We start from the raw sequence: 16,803 nt of genomic DNA on the forward strand, positions 1-16,803 counted from the left end.
GAATAAATAAGTTTTATTATTAGTAGCATGCCAGTTCGTTTATACACAGCAAAACAACGATTGGTTATCCCCCCAACAAACCAAAACCATCATATTCATCATGAAAAAATTAAATCACATCGGCATCTTTCTTGTATGTCTATTCATTACTATCCAATCATTTGCAAGTGAACCCATACGGGTAGCGTGCATAGGAAACAGTATTACTTATGGAGCATTCATCCCCAACCGGGAAATGAACTGCTATCCGGCACAACTTCAAGCTTATCTGGGAGATGGGTATGAGGTCAAAAACTTCGGAGCCTCTGGTCGAACTATATTGTCTAAAGGAGATTACCCATATTCCGAAACAGATACCTACAAAGCATCTCTGGAATATCAGCCCGATATTGTATTAATCAAATTAGGTACTAACGATACCAAACCGCAAAACTGGAAATACAAAAACGAATTCAAAGACAATTACCAGACATTAATTGACACATACCGGAATCTGAAATCACATCCACGTATTATTCTCCTGACTCCTATCCGTTGTTTCCTGCCGGAGGGTTCGGAAATCAATGCACAACTGATAGAAAACGAGGTACGCCCCACGGTGGAAGAATTGGCTTGGAAAAATCAACTGGAAATTATCAATCTGTTTAATCTCTTCGGCGACCAGTGGGATTCGGTTATGCTACCGGACAAACTACACCCCTCTTCTATCGGAGCAGGAGTCATGGCCCAAAAGATATATGAATATCTCGCTGTAAAAACAACAGCTTCTCCAACAAAGCTGCAGACATCACTGGGAATACAAGATGCCAAACGATTCAACTTCCATGGACACCAAGGGTATGAATTTGAGAATGAGGGAGTAAAATGCCTTGTAGTAGAGCCCGCAAAAGAAGCCATAGGAAAACCTTGGATGATTCGTGCACGCTTTTGGGGGCATGAGCCACAGACTGCCATAGCATTATTGGAACATGGCTTTCATATTGTTTACTGTGATGTAGCCGACTTATATGGCTCGGATAAAGCTGTTCAACGCTGGAATAGTTTTTACAAGCGAATGGTGAAAGCCGGATTCAACAAGAAAGTGGCACTTGAAGGGATGAGTCGTGGCGGGCTGATTGTCTATAACTGGGCGGCACAAAACCCGGAAAAAGTGGCATGTATTTATGCAGATGCCCCCGTAATGGACTTCAAAAGTTGGCCTATGGGACAAGGTAAATCTGCCGGTTCCGCCATGGATACGAAACAATTTCTCAATGCTTACGGTTTTAAAAACGAAGCTGAAGCGTTGAACTGGAAAAAGAATCCGATAGACTGTGCACCGACAATGGCAAAAGCCGGAATCCCCATCCTGCACGTGGTAGGTGATGCTGACCAAGTGGTGTCGGTTGCTGAAAACACAGCCATTTTCGAACAACGTATGGAGGAATTGCATGCACCAATTACTATTATTCATAAGCCTGGAGTGGATCATCACCCGCACTCCCTCAACAATCCCGAGCCTATTGTGCAGTTCATCCTCAAAGCTACGAACAGGGCGGAAAATATGTGTGTGCATCCTGTACCGGGAAATGAATTCCGTTCGGCAGCCGGATGGACCCAAAACTCGGACTGGAACAGCGTAGCAAAAGACATAACCGCCACTCTCAATGGGAAACATTTAAAACTGTTGTTATTGGGAAATTCCATCACACAAGGTTGGGGAGGTAACAGAAAAGAAGTGACTTACAAGCCCGGCAAAGAGGCTATGGACAATGCCATAGGAAAGGATAATTGGGAAAGTGCCGGCATATCCGGCGACCGCACGCAAAACCTGCTTTGGCGTGTCCGTTATGATAACTACAATAGTTGCCACCCTGAAAACATAGTGATTGCCATTGGAATTAATAATCTGATAAGTGGAAAAGACAGTCCTGAAAACACGGCTGAAGGAATTATCGCAGTAGCCAATGAAGTACGGAAGCAATTCCCCGAATCACGTATCATTCTTTTAGGTCTGTTTCCATCCGGTAAGGAACAACAGAGTAAAGTGCGCACACAATGTGATAAGATTCATGACATATTACAACATCACCGATTCGAGAAAGTTGAATATATCAATCCCACCAAATGGTTCACCGAAGCGGACGGAACTATGAAAGACGGACTTTATGGAAATGATTACATTCATTTCACTGGTGAAGGATATAAAGTAGCAGCAACAGAAATAGCCAAAATACTTGCTCGTTAGACAATCATCCAAAATCTAATCTTCACATAATAGTATCAGAAATTAAAAGGGCTGCGTCACATTTTCAGTGCGCAGCCCTTATTTCTATTATTTCATCACAAATTACTTAATCAATGATTCTGGATCCAAATGAGCAGATTCGATATCTTTGAAGTAACGGTAAGTACCCACTTTCAATTCAGCTGTAGCAGCATCATCACAAACGATAATACCCTTTTCATGCATTTGCAATGCACTGATTGTCCACATCTGTGTGATAGCACCTTCTACCGCATGATACAAAGCACGAGCTTTGTTATGACCATTTACAATAATCATCACTTCTTTTGCAGAAAGCACAGTACCTACTCCCACTGTCAAAGAAGTCTTAGGAACTTTGTTGATGTCATTATCAAAGAAACGGGAGTTAGCAATGATGGTATCCATTGTTAACGTTTTCTGACGAGTGCGTGAAGTCAATGAAGATCCCGGTTCGTTGAATGCAATATGTCCGTCAGGACCAATACCACCCATGAACAGGTCGATGCCACCGTATGACTTGATCTTTTCTTCGTAACGTGCACATTCTGCATCCAGATCCGGAGCGTTACCATTCAGAATATTAGTATTCTCGGGTTTAATGTCGATATGACCGAAAAAGTTATTCCACATGAAAGAATAATAGCTTTCCGGATGTTCTTTCGGCAATCCTACATATTCGTCCATGTTGAATGTTACCACATTCTGGAAGGAAACGATTCCTTTCTTATTCAGGTCGATCAAAGCTTTATACATGCCCAGAGGAGATGATCCGGTGGGACAGCCCAATACAAATGGTTTCTCGGGGGTTGGATTGGCAGCTTTTATTTTAGCGGCAACGTAATGTGCAGCCCACAGAGATACGGACTGGTAGTCCGGCTGAATAATAAGTCTCATAAGTCGATTATTTTATAGGTTAGTTAATAAATTATCTCATTCACTGTTTTAACGATCTTTCTTCAAACGGTCCGCCATGGCACGTGCCAGATTTTCGCACTGGGTATAAGTCAGGTCTTTCATAGCCTGCTTCATCTCCACCGGATCACCGATCAATTCGAATTTACTCTTTTCAGCAAACTCCGCCAGACGTTTCACCGCAGCACCTGCCCATGCAAAAGAACCGAAGTAACCCAAATAGCGTCCCTTCACCTCACGCAGCAGAATCTTTGAAAGCAGCGCTTCCACCTCCGGAAATATCTGATTACTATACGTAGGAGAACCGATAATCAATCCCTTATAACGGAAAATATCCGCTATGATATAAGAAGGATGACTCTTTGTTACGTTATGCATAACGATATTCTTAACCCCCTGTGCAGAAAGCTCTTCAGCAATAGCTTCCGCCATCTGCTCTGTATTTCCATACATGCTTCCGTAGGCAATAACAACACCTTCATCCGCATCATAACGACTCAAACGATCATATATGCCGATCACCTTTGCAATATTCTCTGTCCATACAGGTCCGTGAGTAGAACAAATGGCAGAAATGGGAAGTCCACCTAATTTCTGCAAAGCCCTTTGCACGGGGCTTCCGTATTTACCAACGATATTAGAGTAGTAACGAACCATTTCTCCCCAGTACTTATCGACATTGATCCGGGTATCCAGGAATCCGCCATCTACAGTACCAAAACATCCGAATCCGTCACCGGAGAAAAGAACTCCATCCGTTTCATCAAAAGTCATCATCGTTTCCGGCCAATGCACCATTGGAGTCATATAAAAACGCAGTTTGTGACGTCCTAAAGCGAGGAAATCACCGTCCTTTACCAGATATTGTTCACCGGTTACCCCATAGAAACCTTCAATCATACCGAATGTTTGCTTATTACCCACGATAATAATTTCCGGATAATGTTGTTTAATCAATCGGATAGATCCCGAATGATCCGGTTCCATGTGATTTATAATCAAATAATTAATGGGACGTTCTCCAATCACTTGCTTGATTTTACGCAAGTAGACTTCAAAATAACAGATATCTACCGTATCTACCAATGCCACCATTTCATCATCAATCAGATAAGAGTTATATGAAACTCCATAGGGCAATGGCCACATCGCTTCAAATCTGTGCTTGTTACGGTCATTTACTCCCACATAGTGGACATTTCCTTTAATTCTTGTTTTACTTTCCATCTTTCAAATCCATTAAATATTTCTTCCACTATTCTATACTCCGCAAAACAGCTATTTATTAAGTGGTAAGTTTATCGTTTGCAAAAATAATCCTTTTTTCCGAATCCCTATACTTCTTACCTTGATAAGCACCTCTTTCTTTCATTCTTTTTTGTAAACGAGCTACAAATTCATAATTTTTCAATCCCCAGTCCGGAGCTATTAATAAATCTTTAGGAGATTGGGAAACAAAACGTTCCACAACCATATCGGGACGGAGATGTTCTACATAATCAATCACCAGATCAATATATTCCTCAACCTCGTTAAACAAATGAAAGCCAGCAGGAGTTACGTCATACTCATGCGCCATTCGCGTACCACGGATCAACTGTAACTGATGGATTTTAAGTGTAGCTAAAGGCAGATCGGAAAGAATTTCGGCATGTGCCACCATTGTATCATGTGTTTCTCCCGGAAGTCCGAGGATGATATGTCCACCTGTCAGGATACCACAGGCCGCTGTCTGACACACAGCTTCTACTGTATCTGCATAAGTATGCCCCCGATTGATGCGTTTTAAGGTTTCATCACAAGTGCTTTCGATCCCATATTCTACCATGAGAAACGTATGTTTGTTCAAATCTTCCAGATAACGCAACAAACTTTCCGGCATACAATCGGGACGCGTACCAATCACCAGCCCGACTACCCCATCCACCGCCAATGCTTCCTCATACTTACGCTTCAAGCCTTCCAACTCCGCATATGTATTGGTGTAGGCCTGAAAATAGGCCAAATATTTCATTTCCGGATATTTATGGGCAAAAAAGCATTTACCTTCTTCCAATTGAATTGCAATAGATTTCTCTGTCCGACAATAATCCGGATTAAAAGTCTGGTTATTGCAGTAAGTACATCCACCCCACCCTTTTGTACCATCACGATTGGGGCAAGTGAAACCTGCATTCAATGAAATCTTTTGTACTTTGTAAGGAAAATATTTCCGTAAAAAAGTAGGGAAATCATTATATAATAGCTGTGTAGACATATTCATTCACTTCATTCTTTATTTTACCTACAAACATAAGCAAAATCAACGAGTTACGGAAAGTTGGCACAAAATATCTTCAATATATTAAAAATTTCATAAATACCATAAGATAAATTAATAAATATTGCAATTCGAAAAACTATTTAATTAGCTTTGCTATGATTTTAGGCATTGGCAGGAGGATACTTGTGAAAGTCTTGTGCAATTTATTCCCCAATTATGATTTCATCTCACCATACCCCATGCAACTCTTGTCAATAAAATTATCCTCTTTATAATCTTATTCAGATTATAAAGAGGATTTTTTTAACTAATATTACTCTCTTATTTTTGTTCAAAACACAACATAGAGATCAATGCTGTATAGGATGAAGAGGAAAAAATAGGAAAAAACGAGTATTATTCGTTCAAACCGCTTATCGGACTTTCCATTCTGCATTGTTTTGTTTATTTTTGCTATAAACATTAAAGTAACTACTATGAAACGGCTCCATACTTTATTTCTTCTTCTAACAATAGCGATCGATATAGCTGCTCAACCTATCTGCCAAGTTAAACATTTCTCCGTGAGTGACGGTCTCGCTCAAGGTAATGTAATGAGCATTTTACAGGATCAGAAAGGGCTTGTTTGGTTTAGTACCTGGAACGGGCTTAACAAGTTTGACGGATACACTTTTAAGACATATAAAACTTCGCAAGAGAGTAAATATGCATTCGGCAGTAATCGCATGGGAACTATTTCAGAAAGCAAATACGGAGATATATGGTGCCCCACTTACGATGGACAAGCCTGTCTTTTTGATGTGGAAACCGAGAAGTTTATTGATGTTCTCCAACCTATTGAACTTTCCACGAAACAAACTAACAATGTTACACGCATTTATTCGCTGGAGAAAGGGATTGCCTGGATTCTCTGTGAAAGCGGATATGCATTCAGAGTGGACGAACAATTATGCAAAAAAGGAGAAGGTATCACACTTTATTCAGCTTCCAACCACAACCTGAAAGGATATCAAATATTTAACATTTATCAAGACTCTGAAGAAGATGAATGGATATTGACAGACAAAGGTGTTTCCATCATAGGAAAGAAAACACTGGATACTGACTTTCCTTTCCAGTTCATCACCCAAATAAAGGAAACGATCTATCTGATTGCAGAAAATGACAAGTTAGCCAGATATGACTTCCACACTAAAAAACTGAAATTCGTAGATATTCCTTATCCGCATCATAAAATAAACAATGTCACCACCATAGGAAAAGATATGCTGGCCTTGGGAACGGATAATGGAGTGATTTTGTATTCTATCCCGAAGAACAGTTTCCAGCAAATAGACATCCGTACAGCTACCCAAACTTCCAACGATGTAGAATCTGTCTATCAAGACCACTTGGGAGATATCTGGATTTTTTCAAAAGATCCGGGCATTGTCCATCTTAACCTCGTGACCAATGAAAAAGAGCATCTGTTCACCCCAAAAGATGAGATTATCAAGCATGGGCGTAAAAGTCGCAAACTTATTTTTGAAGATAATGCGAAAAACCTATGGTTACTCCCCACGGAAGGAAACTTTTGCTACTATGACCGGAAAGAAAGAACTCTCAAACCGCTTCTTACGGATATCAATAATCCTAAGTCTATTTTCAGTCCGTTAGTCAGGTCTTATACATTGGATAATCAGGGAAACTGTTGGTTTGCAACAGCACGTGGTGTAGAGAAACTATGCTTCTTTCCACAGAGCTATCAATTTAACCTGACTGATTACGAGGCAGAAACACGTGCATTCCTGCAAGACAGCAATAAACGTCTATGGACAGCATCGAAATCTAATTATATCCAAATATTCGCACCGGATGGTAACCTGGTGGGGTACTTATCCAAACAAGGAAATATCATTAAGGAAAAACAATCGTTCTATAATGGGGTATATTCAATTCTGGAAGACAAAGATGGAAATATATGGTTGGGGACTAAAGAAATCGGACTTTTCCAACTTAAAAAGACAGGAGCAAATCATTACTCTATTCACCATTTTGAACACCAGACAAATGATCCTTATAGTTTAAGCAGTAATAGCATTTATGCTATCTTTCAGGACAGTCGTAATAATATTTGGATAGGATGTTATGGGGGTGGATTAAATCTGCTGGCACAAGCTAAAGATGGAAAAGTTTCATTTATTCATAGTAATAATGAGTTAAGAAACTATCCCATAGCTTACGGTATGAAAGTACGCAATATTGCAGAAGCTCCGGGAGGAGTGATTTTAGTGGGAACGACTAACGGACTGCTGACATTCTCGAACAACTTCGAACGCCTGGAAGAGATTAAATTCTACCGGAATATCCGTAGACCGGGAGATAAAAACAGTCTTAGTGCCAACGATATCATGCATATCTATACAGACAAGAATAAAACCACTTATATCATCAGTTTCACCGGAGGCGTAAATAAAGTGATATCTCCCAATCTGCTGAACGAGAATATCCAATTCAGAAACTACGACAAGAACAACGGGCTGGCGTCCGATTTGGCACTATCAATGATTGAAGATACACAGAATCAGCTATGGGTTGTTTCGGAGATTGCGCTCTCCAAATTCGATCCAGCCAAAGAAACTTTTGAGAACTATGAATTAAGTTCCATCTATCAGGAATTCAATTTCTCCGAAGCTCTTCCTATTATCAATGCCCGCAACCAAATTATCTTAGGAACTGATAAAGGCTTTCTGGAAGTTTCTCCGGAGAAGATGCGGAAGAGTAGCTATGTCCCTCCTATTGTGTTTACGGGACTCAAGATTCAAGGACACCTTACCGATCACTCTATTGACAATCTGGAAGAATTGGAACTGGAGCCCTCTCAAAGGAATGTAACTTTCCAGTTTGCTGCACTTGATTATGTCAATCCAAAAGGGATTTTATATGCCTATCGCCTGCAAGGACTAGAAGAAGAATGGAATGAAGCAGATAATAACCGTTCCGCTAGCTACATCAACTTACCTGCAGGCAAATATCAGTTGCAGATAAAGTCAACAAACAGTGACGGGGTCTGGGTGGACAATGTACGGACTCTATCTATACATGTACTCCCCACCTTTTGGGAAACCTACTGGGCATGGCTGCTCTATTTCATTCTATTCATACTCTTTACGGCAAGCATCGTATATGTATTATTTTACATCTACCGGTTACGTCACAGAGTGGATATGGAACAACAATTAGCAAATATCAAACTGCGATTCTTTACTGACATATCTCATGAATTACGTACTCCGCTAACTTTAATCAGTAGCCCTGTGACAGAGGTATTAGAGAATGAGCCGCTTTCTCCTTCCGCCCGTGAGCATTTGACTTTGGTACATCAGAACACAGAGCGCATGCTCCGACTGATGAATCAGATTCTGGATTTCCGCAAGATTCAGAATCAGAAAATGAAACTACTGATTGAAGAGACCGATTTGATTCCACTTTTGCAAAAGGTGATGAGTAGCTTCAAACTGATAGCTGAAGAAAAGAACATAAACTATCAGCTGACTTCTACCATCCAGTCGGTATATAGCTGGGTGGATAGAGATAAGTTTGAAAAGATATTCTTCAATCTGCTTTCCAATGCATTCAAATATACACCTGCCGACAAGTCGATTACAGTCAATATCACAACGAAAGAGAAGACGGTAGAGATAGAGGTTGCAGACGAAGGAATCGGAATTGCAGTAGAAAAGCAACATTCCTTGTTCCAACGCTTCGAGTCATTGGTAAAACAGAATATTCTGCAACCATCTTCCGGCATCGGGCTGTCTCTCGTGAAAGAGATGGTGGAAATGCATCATGGCACTATTACAGTAAATAGTCAACCCGGAATAGGCAGCCGTTTTACAGTAAGCTTGCCTTTACAACGGGAAATTTTCGAAGAGGATGTACAAGTCGAATTTATCCTGAATGATAGTCAGAGTTCAGCACCTCATCCCGTCGATAGCATGAAAGCGCCAGAAGAGGTGGAAGAAAAAGAAGACCTTGAGACTAATTCGGATGGTTTCTCCATATTGGTGGTAGAAGATAATGAAGAGTTAAAGGCTTTTCTGAAAAGTATTTTGTCGGAGAATTATACGGTAATCACAGCTTCCAATGGTGAAGAGGGATTGCAACATGCTGTTGACGACCTGCCCGATCTTATTATCAGCGATGTTATGATGCCGGTGATGGACGGTTTAGAAATGATTAGGCAAATCAAAGAGAACAACAATATTTGCCATATCCCCATCATTGTATTATCAGCCAAAGCCTCTCTGGACGACCGTATCGCCGGATTGGAACAAGGCATTGACGATTATATCACCAAACCTTTCAGTGCTACTTATCTAAAGACCCGTGTAGCCTCCTTGTTACGACAACGCAAAGCATTGCAGGAGCTCTATATGAATAGGCTGATGGAAGGAAAGAATACCTCTTCTCCCGATCCTCTGACTCCTTCACAACCACAGATTACTCCATACGACGAGCAATTTATGAAAAAAGTAATGGCATACATGGAAGAACAGATGGACAATGCCGAACTAACGATTGACGAATTTGCAGAACAGTTGATGCTTAGCCGTACAATCTTCTACCGGAAATTAAAATCAATCGTCGGACTGACACCTGTTGACTTTATACGGGAAATACGTATCAAACGTGCCGTACAACTGATTGACAGCGACGAATATAACTTCTCCCAGGTAGCATATATGACGGGGTTCAACGATCCGAAATATTTCAGCAAGTGCTTCAAGAAAGTGATAGGAATTACCCCGTCAGAATACAAAGAGAGAAAAAAATAACTCTTTGATAAGCATATAAAAAGTCCCTTTATACCCGGTTGTCTCATTATTCGATCAATCAAAATTTGATAGAGTAAACTGATATAAAGGGACTTTTCATACAAGATAAAGAGATTTGCCTGTCAACAACACATCAATATCCAAACTTACATTGACAAACAAACACCTGTTTTTCCGAATCATCATTAAATACTTCTTCTTCAAATCCTCCATATTTATGAATAATACTAAAACCATTCCATTCCAAATATGAATCCAACTCTTGAGGGAAAAACATTCTCATATCCAGATTTTGAATAGAATTGAATTCACCATTGATAAAATAATGCCATTCGATCCGATTAATCTGGGTTTTATTTTCATATCGCATTGTCTGCTTTATCGAAACTTCTCTTCCATCATCAGTTGTATACGTGGCTATTTCCTGCTGCTCTTTCTCATCTTCAACTATATACCGAATATTCGGATTAAAACAATCCAACAGAAATAAGCCTCCGTCTTTGAGGTGATTTTTAACGACATGAAGTACCTTAAATAAATCTTCATTCTCATATAAATGATGGATCGAATTAAATGGAATAAAAATAAGGTCGTACTTCTCCTGTAAATCCAGAGTCCTGATATCCGCCTGAATGAAATTGATTCTTAGTCCAGCCTCGGCAGCTTTCATCTTAGCCTGATGGAGCATTGAAGCAGTGTAATCAACCCCACTTATATCATATCCATCCTTTGCAATAGGAAGAGTAAGTCTGCCAGTTCCACAGCAAAGCTCAAGTATTCGGGCATCCTTGTTTTTAGGTAACCACCGCTTATAAAATTGCAAATCATCCATGCTGGTATTCATTCCATCATAAATATTTGCATCATAAATTAAATCGCCAACTTTATAATCACTATTCATTTGCCTCCTCCAATATCCATTATTTACTATTATTTCTTATACAAACAAGAATATCCCCAACGCACAATGTACCAAAAGGATATTCTATAAATAACCGGAAGTATTACCGGTCGTTCGCAAATGTAGTAAATATCTATAAGCCAGCTATGATTATCCTCTAAAACCTTTACTTTAGTGATTTTCTATTTCGATAAAGGTTCGATATATGACCTTGCTGGATATTCTACTCAAATATGAAATTCTTAATAGATAAGCTCTTATTTGAACCTCCGAACACAAAATAGACTTTCTCTTTCTTTCGTAATTTCTTTACTTCAAAACTCTGCTTCGTCCACTCCCCGTTAGTAGATTGAATAGTGCAAGAAGCCAACAGTTCCCCTTGTAAAGAACCTCTTCTCATCTCAAGAACTCCTCCCGGATTCAAAGCCTGCAGTTCGAATGTTATCTTTCCGGGTCTTTTCTTAAATGTCAAGTTATTAAACACAAGCCAATCGCTGTCCTTTATATCCGTTAGAAATTGCATCGGACGTTTGCCGACAGGACGAACCAATGTCATCCCTTCCCGGTCGTCATAACGAAAGAAGTCTATTTCCGTAAATGCATCATAATGATTGCCGCGATGCGCACTTTCCAGTTCAAAAGAGTCAAAGTCGGCATATCCGCAAGGATTTCCTTTCATTACATTATAACAACAGAGTGCATGCCGTATCCCTAGAAATCCCCAGAAATTAGAAACACCTTCAGGACCGAAACGATGATATTGGCGATTATCCAAACTATAATGAAAACGAGTAGCCCCTTCTTTCGTTGTTTCTGTGCGCAGATAAATTCTCTGAACATCTTTCAATTCAAGACTATCCACAATCATCTCTGCCGCATTCCGGTTCCCTTTTCTCATTTCAAGCCAAAAGCGGTTGTCCTTCTTTCTGACTCCAAATTGATACATCATTCTTCCCATAATCCCATTTCCGGCAAAGTCACCTTCCTTTAAACCGGACAAGTCTAATAATACCGTGCCCGTGCTATACGGTCCTGTCACCTTTTGAGTTAACGAGTTCCTCGCCCAATAAAAACCTTTGGCATGTTGAGCATATATTCTAAAATAACCCGGCCTGTCCGTCAAGCTCCACTTCTCTTTATACGGAACATGATTAAATTCCCAGACCGGAGCCAATTCCGGTTTGTCAAAAGAATCGGAATGATGAGGATAATTCATCTTATGTTTACCTTTGACTGCCGGTTTCCGATAAGTAACCACTCCTTTCCCCGGTCTGCCTTCCGGTCCGACAACCGGCCATTCATTCTCCCATTTCATAGGATATAACATAAGACACCTCCCCATATAATCGCGATCTTGAAAAGTGTATGCCCAGGATTCTCCTTCAGCCGTTTCTATATACCCACCCTGATGAACACCTGCACCGGCATAATTAATATCATCATCTATCAGAACTTTCGTTTCATAAGGTCCATAAAGGTTTCGTGAACGGCTTATCATCTGCACCCCATCATACCCCAACGCCGGATTAAAGACATAATACCATCCGTTTCTTTTATAAGTGTGACATCCCTCAAACAAATGGCCGTAACCTTCGGGAGCTGTTATAATGAGCGTTCCTTTATCTTGAGGGTCGAGCACTCCCGTAGCATCATCTTTCAACCGCGTCAGATAGATTTTCCCTTTTCCGTGAGTGACATACTTTTTACCGTCATCATCAATAAAAAAGCCGGGATCATACAACCGCTTTTCAAACTTATGCATCGTATAAGGACCTTCCGGCCTCGTACTCTTAAACATGACGAAGCCATCATCCGCAATATTGACTCCTATATAATAAATGCCTTCATCATATCTGATGGTAGGGGCCCAGCACAAACGGCTATAAGCCGTTTTCTCATTTTCCATCCGATATTGAGGCTGGAAAGTGATACTGTCATAGGCATGACCGATAATTTGCCAATTAATCAAATCTTTCGAATGACAGACCGGAATTCCCGGCATTGCCACGAAGGACGAACTAACCATGTAATAATCCTCCCCTACACGGATAATATCCGGATCAGGATAATCGGCATTAATCACCGGATTGGTATAGGTTCCGTCACCATTATCGGAGGATAACAGGACATATCTCTGAACAGGTGCACAAGCTTGCAGGAACGTCAATATGCACCCCAGAATCAAAAGATAAGGTAAACACTTAAAAGAACAAGTCGAATGATACATCATAGTATTCGCATTTTAATCAATGAATAAACGCCCGGATGAGCTTAATTAACAATGCAATATTAAGCATTTCCTCCATCCTGCCAGAGTAATAATCAGTACAAAAGGAGGACAATCATACATACCCTTTCAAACAAACATTTCAGTATCTTTCTATTTACATTATAAAGTTCACGTTCTATTCAGCTAAAATGTTTTATCTTTGAACAGGTCTATGGATTTATCGGCTCCAAATAAGCCTTGCATAGGAAATCCTCCTTTTCTACCGGATATTCCCCACAAAAATAATGAAAAGCACGTACTATTGCAGTCTCAAATCTAAAAACCAAAAGAACTAGAAAATGAAAAAGCAATGGATCATTGCCTGTCTTATCGGAATTCAAGGGGTAAATGTACAGGCACAACAACCCAGCAAGTATCCCTATCAGGACACGAAATTAACTGCGGAACAACGGGCGGACGATTTACTTCAACGCCTCACATTAGAAGAAAAAGTGGCGTTGATGCAAAACAACTCACCGGCTATTCCCCGGCTTGGCATTAAGCCGTATGAATGGTGGAACGAAGCTCTTCATGGCGTTGCCCGCGCCGGACTGGCTACTGTCTTTCCACAAGCCATAGGTATGGCCGCTTCTTTCAACGACGAACTATTATACGAAGTCTTTGATGCCGTATCTGACGAAGCACGCGCCAAGAACCGCCAATTCAATGAAAAAGGACAATATAAACGTTATCAGGGACTGACCATGTGGACTCCCAACGTCAATATCTTCCGCGACCCCCGCTGGGGACGGGGACAGGAAACATACGGCGAAGACCCTTATTTAAGCGGACGTATGGGAATGGCGGCAGTCAGAGGTCTGCAAGGACCGGAAGATGCCGAATATGACAAACTTCATGCCTGCGCCAAACACTTTGCCGTACACTCGGGTCCCGAATGGAACCGTCACAGCTTCAACGCAGAAAACATTGCACCCAGAGACTTATGGGAAACCTACCTTCCTGCTTTCAAGGAACTGGTACAAAAAGCAGGAGTTAAAGAAGTGATGTGCGCTTACAACCGTTTCGAAGGCGATCCCTGCTGCGGCAGCAACCGTCTGTTAACCCAAATTCTCCGCAACGACTGGGGATTCAAAGGAATCGTAGTCACCGACTGCGGAGCAATCGGAGACTTTTTCCAACGCAAGAAACATGAAACGCATCCCGATGCCGCCCATGCCTCTGCCGACGCTGTTTTAAGCGGAACAGATCTCGAATGTGGCGGTAACTTCAAAAGCATCACCGATGTTGTGAAAAAAGGCCTGATTTCGGAAGAGAAAATCAATACATCAGTCAAAAGACTACTGAAAGCCCGCTTTGAACTGGGAGAAATGAATTCGACTCATCCCTGGAGTAACATTCCATTTTCTGTTATCGACTGTCCCAAACACAAAGAACTGGCACTGAAAATGGCACATGAAAGTCTGGTATTACTCCAAAACAATAACAACATCCTTCCATTAAACCGTCAGATGAAAGTCGCAGTCATCGGCCCCAACGCCAACGACTCGGTAATGCAATGGGGTAACTACAACGGCTTTCCTTCACATACCGTCACTTTACTGGAAGGAATACGCGCCAAACTACCTGACGCACAAATCATCTACGAACCTGTATGCGGATATACAAACGACACCACCCTGCACAGCCTATTCAATCAGTGCAGCATCGACGGAGAAGCCGGATTCAACGCCACCTACTGGAATAACCGCGAATATAAAGGCAAAATTGCTGCAACCGACCGTCTGACCACTCCTTTCCATTTCAGTGCAGAAGGTTCTACCGTATTTGCTCCCGGTGTAGGATTGAAAAACTTCACCGCCATCTATCGTTCCACTTTCCGCCCAACAGATTCCGGTGCCGCCACTTTCCGCGTGATGACTAACGGAGGAGTTACTTTATTCCTCAACGGCAAGCAAATAGCAGAAGCCACCAACATCAAGAATCATACCAATCTGTATTCTTTCAACTACGAAGCAGGAAAGAGTTACGACATCGAGTTGCGTTTTATTCAGGTTAAAGATAACCCTGCACTGAACTTCGACTTGGCAAAACAAACTCCAATGGATGCCCGTGAAATCCTGAACAAGTTGCAAAGCGCAGATGTAGTTATCTTTGCCGGAGGCATCTCCCCCCTATTGGAAGGAGAATCCATGCGGGTATCCGACCCCGGATTCAAAGGCGGCGACCGTACAGAAATCGAATTGCCCGCCATCCAGCGAGAAGTTCTTGCTCTTCTAAAGAAGAATGGAAAGAAAACAGTATTCGTCAACTTCTCCGGTTCGGCAATGGCCATCGTGCCTGAAACGCAGAATTGCGATGCTATCCTGCAAGCATGGTATCCCGGACAGGCAGGTGGAACAGCCGTTGCCGATGTTCTTTTCGGAGATTACAATCCTGCCGGACGTCTGCCTATCACTTTCTATAAAAGCATGCAACAATTACCGGATTATGAAGATTATTCGATGAAGGGACGTACCTACCGTTTCATGACGGAAACACCTCTTTATCCATTCGGCTACGGTTTAAGTTATACCCGTTTCTCTTATGGGAAAGCTACCCTGAACCAATCGAAGCTGACCAAAGGCGAAAAAGCAATCCTTACTATCCCGGTAAGTAACGTCGGGCAGAGAGACGGTGAAGAAGTGGTTCAAGTGTATATCTGCCGTCCTGACGACAAAGAAGGTCCGCAAAAAACTCTTCGTGGTTTCCAACGGGTTAGCATTGCTAAAGGTAAGACACAGAACGTCCAGATAGAGCTTCCGTACGATTCTTTCGAATGGTTTGATGCAGCGACCAATACCATACGTCCTTTAAACGGAACATATAAGATACTTTACGGAAACAGTTCAAATGAAAAAGACTTGCAAACGTGCAGTATTCAGATTCAATAGGCAATGCTATTACATACAATTTGAGGCCGGGTTAATGAACTTAGGCTACATTGAGAATTTATAAAAAATGGTTTTTATTGTCAGGCCAAGAGTTATGGCTTCATAAAGTGATTGTTTTCAAGCTATTACCCACTGACAATAGAAGCTGACAATAGGCTGACAATAAAGATTTCCGTCTTTTATTGTCAGCCTATTATTGTTTAAAACTGCACTATGCAGCTATTATCCCTTACTTACCAAGCCTGCATTATTCCGCAAAGACACCGTTATTGTTCAACTAAGGTGCCGTTATCGTTCTGCTAAAGTATCGATCTTGTTAGTTCTTCACGGCCGTGACGAGATCTCTCCACGGCTGTGGTAGTATCTCACCACGGCCGTGAGAAGAAGCTACCACGGCCGTGGGAAGGTAAAGATAGCGGCACCTTTCAGGGAAAACGCATTATACTCTTTCCTTAATCTTTTATACATTTATCTTACACCAATATTGTCTTTTCATCTTATT

At 41.3% G+C, this 16,803-nt stretch carries 8 protein-coding genes; 3 read left to right on the plus strand and 5 right to left on the minus strand.

The annotated features are described in order from the left end of the window. The first annotated feature begins 100 nt into the window (after nucleotides 1-100). Nucleotides 101-2,227, plus strand: a complete 2,127-nt coding sequence (locus tag AB5217_RS06550; protein ID WP_120080405.1) for a GDSL-type esterase/lipase family protein — start codon at nucleotides 101-103, stop codon at nucleotides 2,225-2,227. 102 nt (nucleotides 2,228-2,329) lie between these two features. Here AB5217_RS06550 and nagB read toward each other — a convergent pair whose 3' ends face one another. The 3 genes from nagB to AB5217_RS06565 are packed head-to-tail and all read right to left on the minus strand — an operon-like array spanning nucleotide 2,330 to nucleotide 5,423. Next, nucleotides 2,330-3,142 carry a glucosamine-6-phosphate deaminase gene (nagB, locus tag AB5217_RS06555; protein ID WP_004301540.1) on the minus strand — a complete coding sequence of 271 codons (813 nt, stop codon included), beginning with the start codon at nucleotides 3,140-3,142 and terminating at the stop codon, nucleotides 2,330-2,332. Nucleotides 3,143-3,190: 48 nt separating this feature from the next. Continuing rightward, nucleotides 3,191-4,387, minus strand: coding sequence for an FprA family A-type flavoprotein (locus tag AB5217_RS06560; RefSeq protein WP_004309431.1), 1,197 nt, complete (start codon nucleotides 4,385-4,387; stop codon nucleotides 3,191-3,193). A 58-nt stretch (nucleotides 4,388-4,445) separates the two neighbouring features. Then, nucleotides 4,446-5,423, minus strand: a complete 978-nt coding sequence (locus tag AB5217_RS06565) for a TIGR01212 family radical SAM protein (RefSeq protein WP_004305273.1) — start codon at nucleotides 5,421-5,423, stop codon at nucleotides 4,446-4,448. Nucleotides 5,424-5,899: 476 nt separating this feature from the next. Here AB5217_RS06565 and AB5217_RS06570 point away from each other — a divergent pair, with 476 nt between their 5' ends. Then, nucleotides 5,900-10,240 carry a hybrid sensor histidine kinase/response regulator transcription factor gene (locus AB5217_RS06570; protein WP_008775409.1) on the plus strand — a complete coding sequence of 1,447 codons (4,341 nt, stop codon included), beginning with the start codon at nucleotides 5,900-5,902 and terminating at the stop codon, nucleotides 10,238-10,240. Nucleotides 10,241-10,373: 133 nt separating this feature from the next. Here the strand turns inward: AB5217_RS06570 and AB5217_RS06575 are convergent, their stop codons facing one another. After that, nucleotides 10,374-11,141 (minus strand): class I SAM-dependent methyltransferase, encoded by a 768-nt coding sequence (locus AB5217_RS06575; protein WP_008775408.1) that lies wholly within the window; start codon nucleotides 11,139-11,141, stop codon nucleotides 10,374-10,376. Between the two features lie 223 nt (nucleotides 11,142-11,364). Continuing rightward, entirely contained in the window at nucleotides 11,365-13,371 is a 2,007-nt protein-coding gene (locus AB5217_RS06580) for a family 43 glycosylhydrolase (RefSeq protein ID WP_004320962.1), read from the minus strand. Nucleotides 13,372-13,709: 338 nt separating this feature from the next. Here AB5217_RS06580 and xyl3A point away from each other — a divergent pair, with 338 nt between their 5' ends. Further along, nucleotides 13,710-16,301 carry a xylan 1,4-beta-xylosidase gene (gene xyl3A / locus AB5217_RS06585; protein WP_211480723.1) on the plus strand — a complete coding sequence of 864 codons (2,592 nt, stop codon included), beginning with the start codon at nucleotides 13,710-13,712 and terminating at the stop codon, nucleotides 16,299-16,301. Nucleotides 16,302-16,803 lie beyond the last annotated feature (502 nt).

The sequence above is a fragment of the Bacteroides sp. MSSM.1001136sp1_RTP21357st2_D2_RTP21359_211015 genome, assembly GCF_040913205.1.
In the GTDB taxonomy this organism is placed as follows: Bacteria; Bacteroidota; Bacteroidia; order Bacteroidales; family Bacteroidaceae; genus Bacteroides; species Bacteroides ovatus.